This is a genomic window from Azospirillum sp., assembly GCF_035628975.1.
Classification (GTDB): Bacteria; Pseudomonadota; Alphaproteobacteria; order Azospirillales; family Azospirillaceae; genus Azospirillum.
Map to the genome: position 1 here is coordinate 11,821 of NZ_DASPIS010000142.1, position 21,293 is coordinate 33,113.

The following is a 21,293-nucleotide window of genomic DNA, read 5'->3' on the forward strand; positions in this document are numbered from 1 at the left end:
CGGCTCACCCCTCGTCGCTGTAGCGGTTGGCGATGTCCTTGAACTCGTCCTCCAGCGCGGTGAAGGCGGCGACGACGGCGGGGTCGAAATGGCCGCCGCTGCCCTCGCGGATGATGGCTGCCGCTTTCTCGTGCGGGAAGGGCGGCTTGTAGCAGCGCCGGCTGATCAGGGCGTCGTAGACGTCGGCGACCGCCATCAGGCGGGCCGACAGCGGAATCGCCTCCCCCGCCAGCCCCTGGGGATAGCCGGCGCCGTCCCAGCGTTCGTGGTGGCCGTGCGCGATCTCCCGCGCGATGCGCAGGAAGGAGCTTTCGCCGGCAGCCCTTTCGCCGGTGGCAATGTCCGCCTGCCCTTCGGCGGCGAAGATGGCGTCGTGGCCCAGCGCGGCGTGGGTCTTCATGATTTGGAATTCGTCGTCGGTCAGCTTTCCCGGCTTCAGCAGGATGGAATCCGGGATGCCCACCTTGCCGACATCGTGCAACGGCGCCGACTTGTACAGCAATTCGATGGTTTCCTCGTCCAGCTGACCGGCATAGCGCGGGTCGCGGCTGAGATGGAGGGCGAGCGCCAGCACATAGTTCTGGGTGCGGCGGATGTGGTTGCCGGTCTCGTTGTCGCGGGTCTCCGCCAGCGAGGCCATGGCGCGGATGGTGGCGTCCTGGGCGCGCAGCAGGTCGCGCGTGCGCTCCGCCACCCGGTCTTCCAGCTGTCGGTTCTGGTTGGCGAGCGCGCGCTTGGCCTCGCGCAGGGCGATGTGGGTGCGGACACGCGCCAGCACCACCGGTGGGGAGATCGGCTTGGTGATGTAGTCGACCGCGCCCACTTCGAAGCCGCGGGTCTCGTCGTGGACCTGCCCCATCGCGGTGATGAAGATCACCGGCAGGTCGCGGGTGCGGGCGTCTTCCTTCAGCCGTCTGCACACCTCCACCCCGTCCATGCCCGGCATCATCACGTCGAGCAGGATCAGGTCCGGCAGCGGGTCGCCGGCCAGCCGGGCGAGCGCCTGCGGCCCGTCCTTCGCCACGATCAGCCCATAGCTGTCGCGCAGCAGGTCGGCCATGACCTTGAGGTTGATCGGCTCGTCGTCGACGATCAGGATCCGCGGCTTGTCGCCGTTCTGAAGCGGCACGCTCATGTCGCAGTCTCCCTCAGGTCGCGAAGCCGGTCGCGCAACTCGGCAAGCGCGGTGGCGGCATCCTCGAAATCGAAGGCGCCGGCGTGGCGGTTAACCCGGTCGGCCGCCGCGGCGACCGGGCTGCCGACCAGCAGCCGGGCCAGCCCGTCGGCCATGTCGCCGGCCTCCGGGTCGCCGGCGATCAGCAGGCCGCCCAGTTGATCGGCGAGCGACAGCGCCGCCCGCAGGGTATCGCGCGGCAAGGTGGCGGATGGCAGGGTGGCGGAAGACTGAGCGGCGGGCGCATCCGCCGTTGCAGCGGCCTCCACCGCCGGCCGGCCGAGGGTGCCGATCCCGTCCACCACCAGTGCGAGCGCGTCGGCAAGCCGGTCGAGCACCCCATCCTCCAGAACGGGCGGCGAGGTCATCGCCCCCCGCTCCACCGCACCCGCCAGGGCCGACAGGTCCATGGCCCCGACGGTGGCGGCGGTGCCCTTCAGCGTATGGGACAGGCGCAACACATCCTTCCACCGCTCCTCCCGCACCGCGGTGGTCAGTCGCACCGCCTCCCCGGCATGGGTGGTGGCGAAATCGATCAGGATCCGGCGCAACAGGGCAAGATTGCCGTTCACGTTGCGCCGGGCGACGGCAAGGTCGAGCGCCGGCAGGCTTTCGGGCAGCGCCGGAGCGGCCGAGACGGCGGCCGCCACTGGCGCCGAAACCGTTCGGGCAGGAGCCCCGCCACCCAGACCGGAGCCCAACCCGCGCACCGGCTTCAGCCAGCGGGCGAGCGCCGCATAGAGCGCCTCCGGGTCGATCGGCTTGGAGACATGGTCGTTCATGCCCGCGTCCAGGCAGCGCTCGCGGTCGCCGGCCATGGCGTGCGCGGTCATGGCGACGATGGGCAGGGCCGACAGCTCCAACTCGCGCCGGATCAGCCGGGTGGTCTCGTAGCCGTCCAGCCCCGGCATCTGCACATCCATCAGCACGAGGTCGAACTTGACCTCGCGCAGGCATTGCAGGGCTTCCTCGCCGCTGCCGACCACCATCGCCTCGATGCCGACCAGTTCCAGAAGGCCGCAGGCGACCTGCTGGTTGACCAGATTGTCCTCCACCAGCAGGACGGTGCGCCCGACCAGCGCCGACAGCTCCGTCGATTGGGCCGGGTCGTGGATGCGGCGGACGGCGTCCGCCATGCGGGGACCGGCGCCGCCGAGCGCCATCATCACCGAATCGAACATGGCCGACGGCGTCACCGGCTTCTCCAGCACGGCGGTGACCGGCCCGCCGCCGGGCAGCGTTTCCTCAAGGGCGCCCTGCACGCCGTCGGCTCCATAGGCCGTGGTCATCACCACCGGCGGCTGGACGCCCGGCAAGGCGCGCAGGCGGCGCAGCGTCTCCACCCCGTCCAGGTCGGGCATGCGCCAGTCGAGCACCACCAGCTCCACCGGCGGCTGGCTGCCTGCCTGCCCATCCTCCAGCCGGCGGAGCGCCGACAGGCCATCCGCCACCGCTTCCACGGTCAGGCCGAAGCGCTCCAGCATGTCGGTCAGGATGGAGCGTACGGCGTCGCTGTCGTCGACCACCAGCACGCGCCGGTCCATCAGGTGACGCGGCAGCCGTTCGGCGGCCGTCTCTCCTGCCGCGACGCGGCAACGGACGGAGAAGCGGAAGATGCTGCCCTCCCCCTGCCGGCTTTCCACCGAAACGCGGCCGCCCATCAGTTCCACCAGTTGCCGGCAGATCGCCAGCCCCAGCCCGGTTCCGCCGAACCGCCGCGTGGTGGAGCTGTCGGCCTGGGTGAAGGGGCGGAAGAGCACCGCGGTCTGATCCGGCGACATGCCGATCCCGCTGTCGCAGACTTCCACCTCCAGCCGGTAATCGTCGCCGGTGCCGATGCGGCCGGCCACGGTCACCACCACCTCGCCCCGCTCCGTGAACTTCACGGCGTTGGAGACGAGGTTCAGGATCACCTGCCCCAGCCGCAGCGGATCGCCCACCAGCGTGCCCGGCACGTCGCCGTTCAGGTCGACGATCAGCTCCAGCCCCTTCTCCCGCAGCTTGGGCAGGACGACGGTCGCCACCTCCTGCAGGACGTCGCCGACGTGGAAGGGGATCGCCTCGATGGTCAGCTTGCCGGCCTCGACCTTGGAGAAGTCGAGAATGTCGTTGATGATGCCGAGCAGGCTGCGCGAGGACGCATGGATCTTGTCGAGGTAATCGCGCTGCCGCGGGGTCAGGTCGGTCTTCATCATCAGGTGGCTGAGACCGATCACCGCATTCATCGGCGTGCGGATCTCGTGGCTCATGTTGGCCAGGAAATCGCTCTTCTGCCGGTTGGCGCGGTCGGCCTCCTCCTTGGCGCGCGCCAGCTCGTCCTCGGTGCGCTTGCGGTCGGTCACGTCCTTGTGGATGCCGGTGATGCGGGTGGGCCGGCCCGCCGCGTCGCGGTCCGTCACCTTGCCGGCCGACAGGATCCAGACCCAGGCGCCGGACTTGTGGTGCATGCGGAACTCGACCTCATAGACCGCGACGCGCCCGGCGACATGCTCTTCCAGGATGGCGAGAACCCGGTCCCGGTCGTCCTCGTGCAGCAGCCCCAGCCAAGTGGCGCCGCAGGGCGGCAGTTCGCCGGGGGCGTAGCCCAGCATGCCGAGCCAGCGGTCGGAGAAATAGGCGTGGTCGGTCACCGGGTTCCAGTCCCACAGCCCGGTGTTGGAGGCGTCCAGCGCCACGGTCAGCCGCTCCTCGCTCTCCTGCAGGGCGGTCAGCATGCGCTGGCGTTCGGTGATGTCCTGGAAGACGGTGACGGAGCCGACGATGCGCCCTTCCTCGCGCAACGGCACCGCCGTGATGGCGATGGGAAAGACGGTGCCGTCGCGCCGGACGAAATGGTCGGTTTCGGAGCGATAGGAGTCGCCGCGCCGGACGCTGTTCAGGACGGCGCAGTCCTTCCGGTCGACCGGCTGCCCTTGCGCATCCTTGTAGTGGACCGCGTCATGCAGGGTCAGCCCGCGTAGGTCCTCCAGCGACCAGCCGAGCAGCCGTTCCGCTTCCGGGTTCAGGAAGGTGCAGAAGCCGTTGCGGTCCAGCGAGAAGACGCCCTCGCCCATGCTGTCGGTGATGCTCTGCAGGAAGCGGCGGCTTTCCTCCAGTTCCGCTTCCATCCGCTTGCGTTCGGTGATGTCGGTGCGGATCGCGATGTACTGGTGCGGCTGTCCGTCGGCGGTCAGCAGCGGCACGATGGTGGCGGCCACCCAATAGTCTTCGCCCGCCTTGGTCCGGTTGCAGATCTCGCCATGCCAGACCTGCCCGTCCATGATGGTGTGCCACATCTCCGCGAAGAAGCCGGACGGATGGCGGCCCGAATTCACGATGCGGTGCGAACGGCCCAGCAGTTCGTCGCGGGAAAAGCCGCTGATCTGGCAGAACTTGTCGTTGGCATAGGTGATGATGCCGCGGTGGTCGGTGATGCTGACGATGGCATGCTGGTCCAGCGCGAATTTCTGCTGTTCCAGAGCCCGCTGGGCGGCGGAGCGCTCCTCCACCAGCCCTGCCATCAGCTGACTGAGCCGCTCCAGGCTGTCTGTCGGGCTGCTCTCGGCGGAATCCGGCAGCTCCGGGCGGCCGTCGGCGCGCAGCAGGCTGTTGGCGACGCCGCGCAGCCGGCGGATCGCATGGGCCTGGGTCGCCGCCTCCCGCCGCAGCCGCTCGTTGGCGTCCGCCAATTCCTCCGAACTCAGTTGAAGGCTGCGCGCCCGCAGGGTCAGGTCGCGGTCCGCCTGCTCATAGCTCTGGCCGATGCGCCCGAACAGGGCCGGCAAGCCGTCCAGCATCCGCGCCGCCTCCGGCGACAGGCCGGTTTGGCCGGCAAGCGCCTTCAGCTTGGCCAGGACGGACTCCGCCGCCTCCGCGCTTTGCAGGCCCAGCACGCGCTTGAACTGGCTTTGCAGCAGGCGGTGCATGCGCTCAGCGTTCCGTCAGCAAGGCGACCGTCATCGTCTGGTTGTGCAGCCGGCAATCGACCAGATCGCGCATCGGCCCGATCTCCCCATAGGAGTAGAAGCCGGTCAGCAGGGTGCCGGCCCCCAGCCGGTCGGCCACCGCCTGCACCTCCTCCTCCACCCGGTCGCCCAGCACCAGCTTGCGCCCGACGCAGCTGACCAGCAGGGCGAGCCGGTCCCCCTCGGCTGCCTTCCCGGTATTCGACTCCGTGCTGGCGGCGGCGATGGCCCCTGCCTGCTCCGCCCCGTCGACCAGCCCGTCCGTGCTGGCATGCATCAGCCGGAGATAGAAGCCCTCCTCCACCGTGCCGGCCAGGATCAGGCCGCCCGCCGCCTCGTCGATGCCCAGGATGGTGCGGATCAACCCGACCGAATCATGGTTTCCGTTCAGAAGCTCGAACGGGAACAGCAGCCCCGACGCCGGCAGGTCGCGGGCATAGTCGCCGAGATAACGCTTGTAGACGTTCAGCGCCGGTTCCCCGTCCAGCTGCAGCAGCAGGTTGCCGACGGCCCGCGTCACCTTGCGTGCCGGCCCGAACGGTTCCCACCCGCCGACGGAGCCGAGCCCGAGATGCGGCCCGCCGCCATAGAGCCCCACCGCCACCGCACGGGCGTCGGACACGCCGGACGGTCCCAGCACCAGCGTGCGGACGAAGGCGCCGCCGTCGCCGGCCAGCCCGCCGGACACCGGCACCCCGGCCGGCAGGCGCGACACCAGCCCATCGATCAACGCGCTGCCGTTCACCGCCACGCCACGGGCGAACAGCAGCACCCCCGCCAGTCCCGGCCGGGCGGCAAGCGCCTCTCCCAACGCCTCCCCCGCCGGCTGGCTGTCGTCGATGACCGCGATGCCGGCCTCCGCCGCGATGACGGCGCCGCGGTCGAAGCGGATGGCGGTGACGGTGCAGGAGTCGTCGAGCACGCCGTCGCCGACGATCTCGCCCGCGGTGCTGCATCCGGCCAGCACCGCACCGGGAAAGGCATCGGCGAGCCTCGTCGCGAACCCCGGCGCGTCGAAATGGGCGACCGAGCCGAAGACCAGCACCAGATCGGCCTGTTGCGGGACGGGCTGCGGAGACACCTCCGCCGCCGAGGGCGCGAACACCGTCTGCCAGACCCGCATGCGTCTCCCCATCATCGACGTCTCACGCGGAAGACTAACACGGCGGTTGCGGGGGAGAAGAGCCTCTATAACGTTCGTCGCATGCGGATGGTCATAATGACGCATGCCGAGACGGCCGGTCGCAAACATGCCGCCGAAAGCGACTATGCCTACGAATGGCAGAAAATGAGAGTTCCCCCGTAAGGATCTGTCAACCACACTGCAGTATGGTTGGTCTGCCAAGCAGTGCAGGTCGGGATCAAATCGCGCAAGCGGAAACCGGCGGCCGCAGGGGCAGGAACGAACAAGACGGGCGCCAAGCCCGGCCAGTCACATCATTCCGGGGGAGCAGGGACGAAACATGACGATCGATGTCCGCCACGACAGCATGATGCCGGACCGCAAGGACGGCGAGCCACGCGCCCGCCGCCTGGGCGTCCGCGGCAAGCTTCTGCTCGCCTTCGCCGGCATGGCCGGCATGACGGTCGCCGCCAGCATCGTCGGGCTGACCTCCTTTTCCGCCGTGGAGGCGCCGCTGACGCGGATCGTCGGCACCGGGCTGCCGGAAATGGAACTGGCAAAGCGCCTGTCCGGCGAAAGCAGCGGCATCGCCGCCGCCGCCCCGGTGCTCGCCGCCGCGGACAGCCAGAGCGAGCGCGAACGCGTCTATGGCGAGATCATGGGCAACGGCAAGGCGCTGGGCGCCCTGGTGGAGGAACTGGCGACCCGCCGGGCCGGCGACCCGCGGATCGCGGAGCTGCGCGGCAAGACCCAGGGGCTGATCGCCACGCTGGACCGCGGCAACGCCGCCGCCACCCTGCGCCTGTCCGTCCGCGGCACGCGCGAGACGATGTCGGTCGAGTTGGCCAAGTCCTACGACGCCTTCCTCGCCAGCCTCGCCCCGCTGACCGACCGGGCCGGCGCCACCCTGCGCGACAAGGGCGACACGCTGGACAACAGCACCGAACGCGACATGAATGCGCTGGGCGACGCCGTCCGTTCGCTGATCACCATGTATGAGGTGCGCGGCGACCTGAGCGTCGCGTCGGAAGCGCTGACCCGCGCCGGCAGCGCCGAGACCGCCTTCGCCGTCACCCAGCATCAGCAGTCCTATCTGGAGGCCGCCGCCCGCATGGTCAGCGCCACCGCGCAGATCGGCGGCCGGCTGAGCAAGGAGACCTCCGACGGGCTGGACGCCTTCTTCCTGCTGGGCGACGGCGCCGCCGGCGTCTTCGACATGCGCCGCAAGGCCCTGGAACTGCCGGCCGGCGGCGCGGAGCGCGACGGGCTGCGCCAGAAGGTGGCCGACGTGCTGGCCGACGCCGCGCGCCGTCAGGCCGCCCTGCTGGAGCAGATGGAATCGCCGCTGATGCGGCTGAAGGCCGAGATCAAGCTGTCCAGCGTCAACGTCCGCTCGCAGACCCGCGATTCCATGCAGGATCTGCTGGGTGACGGGCTCGCCCGCTTCCGCACATATCTGGAGCTGTCGACCTACGCCGCCGCCACCGTCGGCGCGCTGAACGAGGCGGCGCAGGCGCCCAGCACCGACCGGCTGGCGATGCTGGAGACCCGCTATGCCGCCGCCGCCAAGGCGATGGACGAGCGGCTGAAGGCGCTGCAGAAGGCGGGCGACGACGGCCTGCCGAAGCTGGTCAAGAGCGCGGAGGTGCTGGCCGGCTTCGGCAAGGGCGAAAACAGCCTGTTCAAGCTGCGCCGTTCCGAACTGGATGCCGCGGCGGAGAACGAGAAGGTTCTGGCGGAGAACCGGCTGATCGCCCGGCAATTCGCCGGCACGGTCGACGAGCAGATCGCGGCGATGAAGCAGGAGGCGGATTCCGCCGCTGCCGGCGCCACCGACGCGCTGTCCGCCGGCCGCATGATGCTGATCCTGTTCGCCGCCGCCAGCCTCGTCGGCGCCGCCGCGCTGGCCTGGTTCGTGGTCGGCCGCAACATCGTCGCCCGCCTCGGCGCGCTGTCCGATGCCATGCGTGCGATCGCCGCCGGCAACCTCAACGCCCCGATCCCCGCCGCCGGCTCCGACGAGATCGGCGACATGACCCGCGCGCTGATGGTCTTCCGCGACACCGCCAACGAGGCCAATGCGGCCAATGCCCGCGCCGAGACCGAACGCAGCCGGGCCGCCGGTGAGCGCCGCCGGGCCATGGTCGAGATGGCGGAGAATTTCGAAAGCAGCGTCCGCGGCGTGCTGGACCGCGTCGCCCGTGCGGCCGGCGAGATGCAGGACATGGCCCAGCGCATGAGCCGCAATGCGGAGGCCACCACCGGAGAGGCCGCGACCGCCGCCAGCACCTCGCAGCAGGCCGAAGGCAGCGTCAAGGCGGTCGCCGCCGCGACGGAGGAACTGTCGGCCTCCATCCAGGAGATCGGCAGCCAGGTCCACGCCTCCAGCCAGATCGCCCGCAAGGCGGCCAACGAGGCCGAACGCACCGACCGCACGGTGGAGGGGCTGTCGCAGTCCGCCAACAAGATCGGCGAGGTGGTGCAACTGATCAACGACATCGCCAGCCAGACCAACCTGCTGGCCCTGAACGCCACCATCGAGGCGGCGCGCGCGGGCGAGGCCGGCAAGGGCTTCGCAGTGGTGGCCTCGGAGGTGAAGAGCCTCGCCAACCAGACCGGCAAGGCGACGGAGGAGATTTCCAGCCAGATCCAGGCGATGCAGTCGGTGACCCAGGACGCGGTGGACGCCATCCGCTCCATCGCCGGCACCATCCGCGAGATCAACGAAATCGCCGCCACCGTCGCGGCAGCGGTCGAGCAGCAGAGCGCGGCCACCCGCGAGATCGCCCGCAATGTCGGCGAGGCCGCCGATGGCACCCAGCATGTGCGCCGCAACATCGATTCAGTGGCCCGGGCCGCCGCGGAATCGGGCGAATCCGCCACCCGCGTGCTGACGGCATCCTCCACCGTGGCGGACGAGGTGCGGTCTCTGGGCTCTCAGGTCGACAGTCTGGTCAACAGTATGCGAGCGGGCTGAAGGCAAGACGGAGGACAGGAAACCGGCTGGCCCTACCCCGTCGTCCGACCTGCGGAGCGGCGGGGTAGAGCCAGTTTTGCAATAGACCCGGCACCGGTCACTGCCGACCGCTTCTCTGGACGGTGATCTGCTGCCACAGGATCGCCGCCCCGGCACCGGCGCCGCAGGCACTGCCCCAGACAAGACGCTCTTCCTGCTCGCCGGCGGCGGTGGCGCCCGGCTGGGTGCTGGCGGCGCCGGCTGTCCCTTGCGCCCGAACCTCGTCCGGTTGGGCCATCTGCTGCTGTTGCGACTGAGTGGTCATACCAATCCTCCTGGTGAGGCCGCGACAGCTATCAAACTATTCGTCTGCCTTCAATTCGGATTTTTGAAAGAACCCATGACTTTTTGCGGCTCAGCCATTCGAATATGCCTGCGTCATTTTGCAGCGGCGAAGACTTGAACTGCACTGCACAAGAACAGGGAAAGATTGTTGGCCAAATTGATTTTGCATCTGCTCACAAACGAAAAAGGCCCCTCTCCCGTGGGGAAGAGGGGCCCGTTCCGAAAGGTCCGGCCGCAGCTGCTGACAGCGGAGAAAAGCCGGCGGATCAGCCGCTGTTGCGCAATCCGGCGGCGATGCCGTTGATGGTCAGATGGATGCCGCGGGCGATCTGCTCCCCGCTGTCGCTGGTGCGGTGGCGTTTCAGCAGTTCGACCTGCACATGGTTGAGCGGGTCCAGATAGGGGAAGCGGTTGCGGATCGACCGCGCCAGCAGCGGGTTCTTCTCCAGCAGGGCCGACTGCTCGGTGATCGCCAGCAGGACCTCGATGCAGTCCTGCCACTCCGCCCGGATGCGGGAGAAGATGGCGTCGCGAAGCTCCGGGTCCGACACCAGCCCGGCATAGCGGGACGCGATGGCGATGTTCGACTTCGCCAGCACCATGTCCATGTTGGACAGCAGCGTGCGGAAGAAGCCCCAGTCGCGGTGCATGGCGCGCAGCCGCTCCATGCCGTCCGGATGCTGGGCCAGATAGGCCTTCACCGCCGAGCCGAAGCCGTACCAGCCCGGCAGCATCAGGCGGCATTGCGCCCAGCTGAACACCCAGGGAATGGCGCGCAGATCCTCGATGCTGGTCGACTTCTTGCGCGAGGCCGGGCGGCTGCCGATGTTGAGGTTGGCGATCTCGCCGATCACCGTCGATTCCCAGAAATACTTCTCGAAGCCCTCGGTCTCGTAGACCAGCCCACGATAGGCTTTGAAGGCATGCTCCGACAGCTCTTCCATAGTCTGGAGGAACACATCGGTGCAGGGCTCCGCCGATTCCGGGTGCAGCAGGGTCGCTTCCAGCGTCGCCGCCGCCAGCGTTTCCAGGTTGCGGCGGCCGACCTCCGGGTTCGAATATTTGCCGGCGATGACCTCGCCCTGTTCGGTGATGCGGATGGCGCCCTGAACGGCGCCGGCCGGCTGGGCCAGGATCGCCTGATAGCTGGGACCGCCGCCGCGGCCGACCGAGCCGCCGCGGCCGTGGAACAGCCGCAGCCGCACGCCATGCCTGGCGAACACCTCGACCAGCGCGATCTCCGCCTTGTACAGCTCCCAGCCGGAGGTGAGGAACCCGCCGTCCTTGTTGCTGTCCGAATAGCCGAGCATCACCTCCTGCAGGTTGCCGCGGCTTTCCAGGAAGCGCCGGTATGTCGGGATCGACAGCAGCCGGTCCATGGTGGCGGCGCAGTTGCGCAGGTCGCCGATGGTCTCGAACAGCGGGGCGATGTTCAGGTCCAGCGCCTTGTCCTTCGGCCGCAGCAGCCCGGCTTCCTTCAGCAGGACGGCGACCTCCAGGATGTCCGACACGCCGTCGGTCTTGGAGATGACGCAGTTCACCACCGCATCCGACCCGAAGCGGGCGCGGGCATCGGCGGCGGTGCGCAGGATGTCGAGTTCCGACGCGGTCTCTTCCGAATAATCGGCATAGCGCGAGGCCAGCGGCCGGTTGGTCTCCAACTCGCGGACCAGCAACTCGATCCGCTCGTCCTCCGACAGCGACGTGTAGTCGATGCCGGCATCGGCGAAGGACAGCAGCTCCGCGACCGACCGTTCATGCACGTCGGAGTTCTGGCGCAGGTCGATGCTGGCCAGATGGAAGCCGAACAGGTCAACCGCGCGGCGCAGGTGGCGCAGCCGGCCCTTGGCGAGCGCGGCCGAGCCGTTGACGGTCAGCGACCGGTCGATGATGTCGAGATCGGCGCGGAACTCGGCCGGCGTCAGGTAGGGCGGCGCGTCTCCCACGGCATGGCGCGGCGCCTCCAGCCCGTCCAGCGTCCGCAACGTCGCGGCGACCCGCGCATAGATGCCGGAGATGGCGCGGCGGTAGGGCTCCATCTTGCGGTGCGGAGACGGGTCGGGAGAACGCTCGGCCAGCTGGCGCAGCGGCTCCGACACGTCGATGACGCGGGTGCTCAGCGACAGCTCGGCGCCGAGCGCGTGCAGTTCGTCCAGATAGAATTGCAGGGCGCGCGTGCTCTGCATCCGCATCGCCTGGCGCAGCACGGGGGCGGTGACGAAGGGGTTGCCGTCGCGGTCGCCGCCGATCCAGCTGCCCATGCGCAGGAAGGACGGCAGTTCCGTCGTCGCCCAGGACGGGTCCATCCGCCGCAGATGGTCTTCCAGCTGGGCGTAGAAGCGCGGCATCTCGCGCAGGAAGGTGTAGTCGTAGAAGGTCAGGCCGTTCGCCACCTCGTCCGTCACCGCCAGCTTGGTGGCGCGCAGGATCGCGGTCTGCCACAGGGTCAGCACGGCGCGCTGCAGGGATTCGAGGTTGGTTTCCTCCTCCTCCGGCGTCATCGGGCCGTGGTCGCGCTCCGCCAGCAGCTTGGCGACGGCCATCTGCACGGTCAGGATGCTCTTGCGCTGCACCTCGGTCGGATGGGCGGTCAGCACCGGGCTGACCAGCGCGCCGTCGAAGAACTCCTTCAGCTGCTGGGTGGTGATGCCGGCCTTGGTCGCCTCGTCCAGCGCATGGGCCATGGTGCCGTCGCGCGGCGACGACCCGGCGAGCGCATGGGCGCGGGTGCGGCGGATGTGGTGCTGATCCTCGGCGATGTTGGCGAGGTGCGAGAAGAAGCTGTAGGCTCGCACCACCCGCGCCGTCTGCGGGGGCGATAGGCTGTTCAGGATCGCCTCCAGCTCCTTGCGGGCGCCCTGGTCCTCTTCGCGGTGGAACCGGATGGAGGTCTGGCGGATGCGCTCGACGATGTCGAACACCGCCTCCCCTTCCTGGCTGCGGACGGTGTCGCCCAGGATGCGCCCCAGCAGGCGGATGTCTTCGCGGAGCGGCTGGTCCTTCGTCTCGGAACTTTCCTGCAGCAGGATGGCGGACATGGGCGACGGTTTCCTGGTCGAGGAGGGACGGATACGGGTCGATGCGCGAGCGCCGGATACATGAATTTGGATGATCAAATTCCGGGCAGGGGTAAGCCCCTGCGCGCGAAGTGGTCAGACCATCGGCGACAGCATGCCGATTCCTCAGGAAGTTTCAACAGTCCGTGTGCTGGTGCGAAATGATTTCCATAAGTCGCAGCGCTGTGAAATGCGACGTCGCATATGAACGGCCCGCAGCGTGGCGCTTGCTTCCCAACTAGTATGGTAGTATGCTTGACTGATTGTTTCCTCCTGCCCATGCTCCGTATGACGAAGCCGGCGGGGAGAAGGGCGGACTGACGGGATGGCGAAGCGATGCTGAACAAGATCGACGTGGACTCCGGGGAGCCGATCGCTCGGCGCGTGTACCGGGTGCTGCGCCAAGCCATCGTGACGATGCAGTTCCGCCCCGGTCAAGCCCTGTCCGAGCAGGAGATCGCCGACCAGCTCGGCGTCAGCCGCCAGCCGGTGCGCGAGGCCTTCATCAAGCTGAGCGAGTCCGGCCTGCTGACCATCCGGCCGCAGCGCGGCACCTTCGTCGTCAAGATCTCGGTCAAGCAGGTGCTCGATGCCCGCTTCGTCCGCGAGGCGGTGGAGACCGCGGTCGTCCGCAAGGCTTGCGAGACCATCACGCCGGCCGGCCTCGCCGAATTGCGCGACAACCTGAAGGCTCAGTGGGACATCGCCGACGAACCGGTGCCGGTGCGCTTCCTGGAGCTGGACGAGGCCTTCCACCGCACCATCGCCATCGGAGCGGAGTGCGATTACGCCTGGCGCATCGTCGAGGAGACGAAGGCCCAGATGGACCGCGTCCGCTATCTCAGCGTGCCCTATGCCACGCCGATCCGCCGGCTGATCTCCCAGCATCAGGCGGTGCTGGAGGCGATCGTCGCCCGCGATCCTGCCAAGGCCGAAGCGGCGATGGGCATGCACCTGCGCGAGATTCTGACGTCTCTGCCCGAATTGGAAGGCAAGTTCCCCGACCTGTTCACGCAGGAGGATGGCGTGCCGCCTCCCGCTCCCAAGGCTTCCTCCCGGTCTGCCGGCCGTTCGAAGGTTGCCGGACTGCGCTGACCGGCGCAGCATCGGCCTGTTTCCTTATCAGGACGCCATACCATTTAACTGCGGAACAATCCGGGTTGCCCTCGCCCGCAGTGTTTGACATACTACCATACAAGAATGCGAGCCAACGCCTCGCGCAATCGCTCCGCCGGGAAGGAAACCAACCCCCATGCAATCCCCTGCGACCTCTTCCCTGCCCCGTCTCGGTGCCGCCGGCCTGTCAACCCTGCCGGTGGCGGTGGCGCGGCCGGCCTATGACCGCAAGGCGCTGGAACTCGGGGTCGTCCATCTCGGCGTCGGCGCATTCCAGCGTGCCCATCAGGCTGCCTACACCGACGCATTGCTGGAAAAGCATTTCGGGCCCTGGGGCATTGCCGGCGTCAGCCTGCGCAGCCCCGACACCCGCGGCGCGCTGGAACCGCAGGACGGGCTCTACACCGTCGCGGTGCGCGATGCGGCGGGGGAGCGGCTGCGGGTGATCGGCTGCCTGCTGGAACTGCTGGTGGCGCATGAGGACCCGCAGGCGGTGCTGGAACGGATGTGCCGCCCGTCGGTGCGCATCATCACCCTGACGGTGACGGAGAAGGGCTATTGCCATGATCCGGCGACCGGCGCGCTGAACGAAGACCATCCCGACATCCGCCACGACCTGGACAATCCCGGCAGCCCGCGCACCGCAATCGGCTTCCTGGCCGAGGCGCTGGCCCGCCGCCGCGCCGCCGGGCTGAAGCCCTTCACGGTGCTGAGCTGCGACAACCTGCCGAGCAACGGCGACACGGTGGTCCGCATCCTGCGCCGTTTCGCCGAACTGCGCGATCCGGGCTTCGGCGCCTGGGTGGCGGAGACCGTCGCCTGTCCGAACAGCATGGTCGACCGCATCGTCCCCGCCACCACGGAGGCCGACCGCGCCCGCGTGTCCCAGGCTCTCGGCCTGCAGGACGCCTGGCCGGTGGTGACGGAGCCCTTCACCCAGTGGGTGGTGGAGGACCGCTTCCCCGCCGGCCGGCCGGCCTGGGAGGAGGTCGGCGTCGAGCTGGTCGCCGACGTCCATCCCTATGAGACGATGAAGCTGCGGCTGCTGAACGGCAGCCACTCCACCATCGCCTATCTGGGCTATCTGGCGGGCTACGAGACGGTGTCGGACACCATGGCCGACCCCGCCTTCGCCACGCTGGTCCGCAACCTGATGGATTTGGAGACTGGCCCGACCCTGCACATGCCGCCCGGTGCAGACCTGGAGCAATACAAGGATGCGCTGATCGCCCGCTTCCGCAATCCGGCGCTGCGCCACCGCACCTGGCAGATCGCCATGGACGGCACGCAGAAGCTGCCGCAGCGCCTGTTGAACCCGATCCGCGAGCGGCTGGCCGCCGGGGAACCGATCGACCGGATGGTTTTGGCCGTCGCCGCCTGGATGCGCTACGTCGCCGGCATCGACGAGAAGGGCCAGCCCATCGACGTGCGCGATCCGCTGGCCGCCAAGCTGACGGAGATCGCGGCATCCAGCGCCGGCAACCCGGATCGGCTGGCGGAGGCGCTGTTCGGCCTGACCGCGGTGTTCGGCGAGGATCTGCCGCGCGACCCGCGCTTCACCGGACCGGTCACCGCCGCGCTCAGGCGCCTGTTCGCCGAGGGTGCCCGCGCCGTGGTCGCCGCCACAGCCTGACCCCGCTTTCACAGCATCACCTTCTCTAGGGAGAGTTCCCGTGGTTGCCCTGACCGTCGAAAAGCCGCATGTGCTGGCCCTTCGTCCCGAAAACGCCCCGGCTGCCGGGCCGGTCAAGGCTGGCGAGGTGCTGGTCCGCGTCCAGCGCGCCGGGATCTGCGGGTCGGACCTGCACATCTACCACGGCTCCAATCCCTTCGCGGTCTATCCCCGCGTGATCGGCCACGAGTTCGCCGGCACGGTCGAGGCGGTCGGCGACGGCGTCACCAGCGTGGCGGCCGGCGATCATGTGGTGGTCGATCCGGTGGTGTCCTGCGGCCGCTGCTATGCCTGCCGGGCCGGGCGCACCAACGTCTGCGCCAATCTGGAGGTGTTCGGCGTCCATCGCGACGGCGGCTTCCGCAACCATGTCGTGGTGCCGGCGGCCAATGCGGTGAAGGTGCGCTCCGACCTGCCGATTTCGATTGCCGCCCTGGCGGAGCCGCTGTCGATTGCCGCCAACGTGCTGTCGCGCACCGGCATCGCGGCCGACGACACGGTCCTCGTCTATGGCGCCGGCACCGTCGGGCTGACGGTGGTGCAGGTCGCCAAGCTGCACGGCGCCCGCTGCATCGTCGCCGACCTCGACGACAAGCGGCTGGAGCGTGCGAAGGAGTTCGGTGCGGACGTCGTCCTCAATTCCTCGCGCGTGTCGGTTCCCGATGCGGTGCGCGACGAGAATGACGGGCTCGGCCCCACGGTGGTGATCGACGGCGCCGGCGTCCCGGCCCTGCTGGAGGAGGCCTGCCGCCTCGCCAGCCCGGCCGCGCGCATCGGGCTTCTGGGCTTCTCCCCTGGCCCCTGCAACATCAGCCAGCAGGAGATCGTGAAGAAGGAGCTGACGCTGGTCGGGTCCCGCCTGAACCGCCGCCTGCTGCCGCAGGTGATCGAGTGGCTGGAGAGCGGCAAGCTGCAGCCGGCGGCGATGATCACCCAGGTCTTCCCGATCGCGGACGCGGCGAGCGCCTTCTCCCTGATCGAGACCGACCCGTCCAGCACAATCAAGGTGCAGCTCGACTTCGAAGGCTGAGAGTTCGTGAGCTTTTCTCGGCCGTCTTTCCCGCGAAGGCGGGAGCCCAGACCTGCCGAATGAAGGCTTTCCCTGTGAAGCCTGGATCCCCGCCTTCGCGGGGATGACGGCCGAGAAGGCAGCCTGAAGGTTCACAGCCTCTGATCGCCTCAGTTTATCCATCGCGCAAATAAAGGCGGGCCTGATCCGCCGAAAACGGAGGAGCCACGAGATGAACAGCAAGACCCCGATCTCCCGCCGTACGCTCGCCCGGAGCATCGGCCTCGGTGCCGGTCTCGCCGCCGGTGCGACGCTGCTGGGCGGCATCGCCGCGCCGGCCATCGTCCGTGCCCAGGCCAAGACGACGCTGAAGCTGGGCCACCTCGCCAACGAGGAGAATGTCTGGCACAAGGCCTCGCTGGTTTTCGCCGAGGAAGTCGCCAAGCGCACGAACGGCGCGGTCGAGGTCAAGGTGTTCCCCAACGAGCAGCTCGGCAAGGAAACCGACCTGATCAAGGGCATCCAGCTCGGCACCATCGACTTCACCATCACCGGTGAATCCCTGCAGAACTGGGCGCCGGCCGCGGCATTGCTGGCGGTTCCCTACGGCATCCGCGACCTCGACCATCTGGACAAGGTCGTCACCGGCGCGCCGGGCCAGAAGATCGCCGAGGCCATCGAGCAGAAGACCCAGCTGGTTCCGCTGACCTACTTCGCCCGCGGCCCGCGCAACCTGACCAGCAAGCGCCCGATCAAGACGCCGGCCGACCTGAACGGCCTGAAGATGCGCGTTCCCAACGTGCCGCTGTTCGTGTCCTTCTGGCAGGGGCTGGGTGCCAAGCCGACGCCGATGGCCTTCTCGGAGGTCTTCACCGGCCTGCAGAACGACACCATCGAGGCACAGGAGAATCCGCTGGCCCTCATCAAGTCGGCCAGCTTCTACGAGGTCCAGAAATACGTGAACCAGACGGAACACGTGATCAGCTGGATTTATCTGGTCGGCGGATCGAAGAGGATGGGCCGCCTGCCGGCGGAACAGCGAACCGCCATCATGGAAGCCGCCAAGGCGGCGCAGGCCGCCGAGCGCAAGCTGTTCATCGAGGACGAGGCCAAGCTGGCCGCCGACCTGAAGGCCAAGGGCATGGAGTTCGTCACGGTCGACAAGGCCGCCTTCGCGGAGAAGGGCCGCGCCGCCGTGGTCGCCGCCCTGTCGCCGGAGATCAAGCCGATCTACGACGAAATCCTCGCGGTGAAGTGAGGGGGAGAGTCAGGCCCTCTCCCGTCCCGGGAAGATCCCCTCTCCCTCCGGGGAGAGGGGGACCCTTCGGGTTCGCCTCCCCCCAACCGCAAGAGCCTTCTCCATGCGCACAGCCTTTGCCGCCGCGGTGTCGGCCGTATCCGCCCTTTGCCGTTGGGGTACCCTGGCGGCAATCGGCGTCCTCATCATCGTCGTGACCATCCAGGTGCTGGGCCGCGTTCCCGGCTTTCCCTCTCCGGCCTGGACGGAGGAGGTGGCCCGCTTCGCGCTGGTCCATCTCGTCGCCTTCTCCTGCGGCCTGGCGCTGCTGCGCGGCGAGCTGGTGAACGTGGACATGTTCATCCTGCTGCTGCCCAAGCCGGCACAATGGGCGGTCGCCCGGCTGGTCGACGTGGCGATCCTGGTCTTCGCCGTCGCCATCATTCCCGGCGCCTGGGACTATGTCGTCGGCAGCGTGGGGGAGCGGGCACGCTCCATCAACGTCCCGATGATCTGGGTCTATGTCGTGACTCTGATCATCCCGGTCTCGCTCGCCTTCTTCTCGATCGCCCGGCTGGCCGGGCTTGGGCGCGATTCCGCGCCGCCCAGCCATGGGGAAACCGTCTGATGGTCACCGCACTGTTCGTCACCTTCGCCGTGCTGCTGATCATGGGCGCGCCGGTGGGCATCGCGCTGGGCGGCGCCTCGGCGGTCTATCTGGTCGGCAGCGACATCGATCTCGCGGTGGTTCCGCAGTTCATGTATGCCGGCATGGACAGCTTCGTGCTGCTCTGCATCCCCGGCTTCGTGCTGGCCGGGAACCTGATGAACGGCGGCGGCATCACCGACCAGATCGTTCTGTTCAGCAACCGGCTGGTCGGCCACATCCGCGGCGGCCTCGGCCTTGCCAACGTCACGGGTTCAATGGTCTTCGCCGGCATCTCCGGCACCGCGGTGGCGGAGACCGCCTCCATCGGCGCGGTTATGATTCCGGCGATGCGCAAGTCCGGCTACGACGCGCCCTTCGCCGCCGCGGTGACCGCCGCCGCCTCCACCGTCGGGCCGATCATCCCGCCCAGCGTGCCGATGATCATCGTCGGCACCCTGACCGGCCTGTCGGTCGGCAAGATGTTCATGGCCGGCGCCATTCCGGGCCTGCTGCTGGGCCTCGGCATGATGCTGACGGTCTGGATCCTGGCCCGCGCCCGCAACTACCCGAGGGAGCCGTGGCAGGGCTTCGGCGCCCTGCTGCGGGCCAGCCGCGGCGCCTTCTGGGCGCTGCTGATGACGGCGATCATCCTGTTCGGCATCGTCGGCGGCTATTTCACCCCGACCGAGGCGTCGATCGTCGCGGCGCTCTACGCCTTCGTCATCGGGCTGTTCGTCTACAAGGGCTTCACCCTGCGCCAGCTGCCGGCGATCCTGCTGGAAAGCGCCATCGGGTCGGGCGGGCTGATCCTGCTGGTGGGGCTCGCCAACGTCTTCGGCTGGATCCTGACAAGCGAGCAGATTCCGCAGGCCATCGCCGCTTCGATGCTGGCGCTGACCACCGACAAGTACCTGATCATCCTGATGATCAACATCCTGCTGCTGTTCGTCGGCACCTTCATGGAGACGATCGCGGCGCTGATCATCCTGTTCCCGCCGCTGCTGGCGGTGGCGACCCAGGTCGGCATCGACCCGATCCATTTCGCCACCTTCGCCGTGCTGAACCTGATGATCGGCCTGACCACCCCGCCGGTCGGCGTCTGCCTGTTCGTCGCGGCGAACATCGCAAAGATCTCGCTGGGTGCGATCACCAAGGCGATCTGGCCCTTCCTGCTCTGCAACATACTGATCCTGTTCCTAGTCTCCTACATCCCGGCACTGTCGCTCTGGCTGCCGAGCCTGCTTTTCCGCTGATCTTCCAAATTCCAAAGCCCCCCTCTTTCCAAGGAGTTCGAAGCCATGGAACAATCCTGGCGCTGGTTCGGCCCCGAAGACGCCATCAAGCTGAACCACATCCGCCAAGCCGGCGCCACCGGCGTGGTCACCGCCCTGCACCACATCCCCTATGGCGTGGTCTGGTCGGTCGAGGAAATCCAGAAGCGCAAGGCGATGATCGAGTCCGACAAGGAACTCGGCCTCAGCTGGACCGTCACCGAAAGCCTGCCGGTGCACGAGGCGATCAAGATCGGCGAAGGCGACCTGACGGAGCTGTTCGACAACTACCGCCAGTCGATGCGCAATCTCGCCGCCTGCGGCGTGACCACCATCTGCTACAACTTCATGCCGGTGCTGGACTGGACGCGGACGGAACTGGCGGCGGCGCTGCCGGGCGGCGGCACCTCGCTGCGCTTCAACGCTTACGAGCATGCGGCCTTCGACGTCTACATGCTGGAGCGCCCGGGTGCGGAGGAGGATCACTCCCCGGAGGTGATGGCCAAGGCGAAGGAGTGGTTCGACCGCTCTTCCGAAAGCGACCGGGCGAAGCTCCTGACGAACATCATGGCCGGGCTGCCGGGCGCCTATGACCGCTACGACATCCCCGGCCTGCGCAAGATGATCGCGCGCTTCAACGGCATGTCCGCCGACGGCCTGCGCGAGACGCTGGCCCGCTTCCTGCGCGAGGTGATCCCGACGGCGGAAGAGGTCGGCATCCGCATGGCTATCCACCCCGACGACCCGCCCCGCCCGCTGTTCGGCCTGCCCCGCATCGTCAGCACCGAGGACGACCTCGCCCACCTGATCGACGCGGTGAAGTCGCCCAACAACGGCCTGACCTTCTGCACCGGCTCGCTGGGGGCCGGCCAGACCAACGACGTGCCGGCGATGGCCAAGCGCTTCGTCGAGGACATCCACTTCGTCCACCTGCGCAACGTCGCCAAGGAGCCGGACGGGTCCTTCGAGGAAGCCGACCATCTCGGCGGCGATGTCGACATGGTGTCGGTCGTCACCACCCTGCTGGAGGAGCAGAAGCGCCGCCAGGACGCCGGCAACGACAACTGGCGCCTGCCCTTCCGCCCCGACCACGGCCACGAGCTGCTGGACGACATCGGCAAGCCGACCCACCCCGGCTACCCGATGATCGGCCGCCTGCGCGGTCTGGCCGAGATCCGCGGCGTGATGACCGCCGTCGCGGCGATGAAACAGCTGCCGGTGTGAGTGGGGAGCGTTTCCGTGATCCCCTCTCCCCCCCGGGGAGAGGGTTAGGGTGAGGGGGAAGCGCGGCGAGGATTCTCGGGAAGGCACGCTGTGCATCCCCCTCACCCCGACCCTCTCCCCGGGGGGGAGAGGGGGATTCTACCGACCTCCCCGCATCCCCAGCCGAGCCAGTTTCTTGTAGAAGGCGGCGCGGGAGATGCCGAGCGCCCGTGCCGCCTCCGTCACCTTACCACCATGGGCAGCGAGCGCGCGGCCGAGCAGCCCGCGCTCGAACTCGTCGAACGCCTCGTCATAGCCCGGCAGGGGTTGCGGTTCCGCAGGGGCCAGCCCCTGGACCGGCGCCGGACGCACCGACTCCGCCGGTTCAGCGACCGCCAGATCCGGCAGCGCCTCCGCGAGGTCGGCGGCGGTCAGGCGGCGGTTGTCTGTCAGCAGGCAGGCCCGCTCCAGGACGTTGCGCAGCTCGCGCACATTGCCGGGCCAGCGGTGGCGGCCCAGCGCCTCCACCGCTTCCGGG

Annotated in this window: 14 protein-coding genes; 8 read left to right on the forward strand and 6 right to left on the reverse strand. The window is 68.5% G+C overall.

The genetic code is table 11. The features are described 5' to 3' along the window. Positions 1–4: 4 nt before the first annotated feature. From VD964_RS29085 to VD964_RS29095, 3 genes are read right to left on the reverse strand one after another with little or no spacing between them, the layout of a single operon-like run. Positions 5–1,135 carry a two-component system response regulator gene (locus VD964_RS29085; RefSeq protein ID WP_324871915.1) on the reverse strand — a complete coding sequence of 377 codons (1,131 nt, stop codon included), beginning with the start codon at positions 1,133–1,135 and terminating at the stop codon, positions 5–7. Then, on the reverse strand, positions 1,132–5,079 hold the full coding sequence (locus VD964_RS29090; protein WP_324871916.1) for a PAS domain S-box protein: 3,948 nt from the start codon (positions 5,077–5,079) through the stop codon (positions 1,132–1,134). Before VD964_RS29090 ends, VD964_RS29085 begins: the two co-directional genes overlap by 4 nt. A 4-nt stretch (positions 5,080–5,083) precedes the next feature. Beyond that, positions 5,084–6,241, reverse strand: coding sequence for an FIST signal transduction protein (locus tag VD964_RS29095; protein WP_324871917.1), 1,158 nt, complete (start codon positions 6,239–6,241; stop codon positions 5,084–5,086). Positions 6,242–6,581: 340 nt separating this feature from the next. Here VD964_RS29095 and VD964_RS29100 point away from each other — a divergent pair, with 340 nt between their 5' ends. Further along, positions 6,582–9,218: a methyl-accepting chemotaxis protein gene (locus VD964_RS29100; protein WP_324871918.1), complete on the forward strand. Its 2,637-nt coding sequence runs from the start codon at positions 6,582–6,584 to the stop codon at positions 9,216–9,218. Positions 9,219–9,315: 97 nt separating this feature from the next. On the opposite strand, the gene VD964_RS29105 is transcribed toward VD964_RS29100, so the two are convergent. Continuing rightward, positions 9,316–9,522, reverse strand: a complete 207-nt coding sequence (locus tag VD964_RS29105; protein WP_324871919.1) for a hypothetical protein — start codon at positions 9,520–9,522, stop codon at positions 9,316–9,318. 286 nt (positions 9,523–9,808) lie between these two features. Then, complete coding sequence (ppc, locus tag VD964_RS29110; protein ID WP_324871920.1) at positions 9,809–12,580, reverse strand: phosphoenolpyruvate carboxylase; 2,772 nt, start codon at positions 12,578–12,580, stop codon at positions 9,809–9,811. 354 nt (positions 12,581–12,934) lie between these two features. Between ppc and VD964_RS29115 the strand changes: the two genes are divergently transcribed. The 7 genes from VD964_RS29115 (at position 12,935) to uxuA (ending at position 20,776) form a co-directional block, all read left to right on the forward strand. Next, positions 12,935–13,693, forward strand: a complete 759-nt coding sequence (locus tag VD964_RS29115) for a GntR family transcriptional regulator (protein WP_324871921.1) — start codon at positions 12,935–12,937, stop codon at positions 13,691–13,693. Between the two features lie 157 nt (positions 13,694–13,850). After that, a complete protein-coding gene (locus tag VD964_RS29120) occupies positions 13,851–15,347 on the forward strand; it encodes a mannitol dehydrogenase family protein (protein WP_324871922.1) in 1,497 nt (498 codons plus the stop codon). 40 nt (positions 15,348–15,387) lie between these two features. Further along, the gene (locus VD964_RS29125) at positions 15,388–16,416 is read left to right on the forward strand and encodes a Zn-dependent oxidoreductase (RefSeq protein WP_324871923.1); all 1,029 of its coding nucleotides are present in this window, start codon (positions 15,388–15,390) and stop codon (positions 16,414–16,416) included. A 211-nt stretch (positions 16,417–16,627) separates the two neighbouring features. Next, complete coding sequence (locus VD964_RS29130; protein ID WP_324871924.1) at positions 16,628–17,653, forward strand: TRAP transporter substrate-binding protein; 1,026 nt, start codon at positions 16,628–16,630, stop codon at positions 17,651–17,653. Positions 17,654–17,756: 103 nt separating this feature from the next. Beyond that, positions 17,757–18,260, forward strand: coding sequence for a TRAP transporter small permease (locus VD964_RS29135; protein WP_324871925.1), 504 nt, complete (start codon positions 17,757–17,759; stop codon positions 18,258–18,260). Further along, a complete protein-coding gene (locus tag VD964_RS29140) occupies positions 18,260–19,534 on the forward strand; it encodes a TRAP transporter large permease (protein ID WP_324871926.1) in 1,275 nt (424 codons plus the stop codon). The genes VD964_RS29135 and VD964_RS29140 overlap by 1 nt, the downstream gene beginning before the upstream one ends. Before the next feature lie 45 nt (positions 19,535–19,579). After that, complete coding sequence (uxuA, locus tag VD964_RS29145; RefSeq protein WP_324871927.1) at positions 19,580–20,776, forward strand: mannonate dehydratase; 1,197 nt, start codon at positions 19,580–19,582, stop codon at positions 20,774–20,776. Between the two features lie 138 nt (positions 20,777–20,914). Here uxuA and VD964_RS29150 read toward each other — a convergent pair. Beyond that, positions 20,915–21,293: helix-turn-helix domain-containing protein (locus tag VD964_RS29150; protein ID WP_324871928.1), on the reverse strand; the 379-nt coding region annotated here is incomplete at its 5' end.

Bases quoted from the DNA above. Each gene is read 5' to 3' on its own strand.
- VD964_RS29085 (WP_324871915.1), bottom strand. From the start codon at position 1,135: ATGAGCGTGCCGCTTCAGAACGGCGACAAGCCGCGGATCCTGATCGTC.
- VD964_RS29090 (WP_324871916.1), bottom strand. From the start codon at position 5,079: ATGCACCGCCTGCTGCAAAGCCAGTTCAAGCGCGTGCTGGGCCTGCAA.
- VD964_RS29095 (WP_324871917.1), bottom strand. From the start codon at position 6,241: ATGCGGGTCTGGCAGACGGTGTTCGCGCCCTCGGCGGCGGAGGTGTCT.
- VD964_RS29100 (WP_324871918.1), top strand. From the start codon at position 6,582: ATGACGATCGATGTCCGCCACGACAGCATGATGCCGGACCGCAAGGAC.
- VD964_RS29105 (WP_324871919.1), bottom strand. From the start codon at position 9,522: ATGACCACTCAGTCGCAACAGCAGCAGATGGCCCAACCGGACGAGGTT.
- ppc (WP_324871920.1), bottom strand. From the start codon at position 12,580: ATGTCCGCCATCCTGCTGCAGGAAAGTTCCGAGACGAAGGACCAGCCG.
- VD964_RS29115 (WP_324871921.1), top strand. From the start codon at position 12,935: ATGCTGAACAAGATCGACGTGGACTCCGGGGAGCCGATCGCTCGGCGC.
- VD964_RS29120 (WP_324871922.1), top strand. From the start codon at position 13,851: ATGCAATCCCCTGCGACCTCTTCCCTGCCCCGTCTCGGTGCCGCCGGC.
- VD964_RS29130 (WP_324871924.1), top strand. From the start codon at position 16,628: ATGAACAGCAAGACCCCGATCTCCCGCCGTACGCTCGCCCGGAGCATC.
- VD964_RS29135 (WP_324871925.1), top strand. From the start codon at position 17,757: ATGCGCACAGCCTTTGCCGCCGCGGTGTCGGCCGTATCCGCCCTTTGC.
- VD964_RS29140 (WP_324871926.1), top strand. From the start codon at position 18,260: ATGGTCACCGCACTGTTCGTCACCTTCGCCGTGCTGCTGATCATGGGC.
- uxuA (WP_324871927.1), top strand. From the start codon at position 19,580: ATGGAACAATCCTGGCGCTGGTTCGGCCCCGAAGACGCCATCAAGCTG.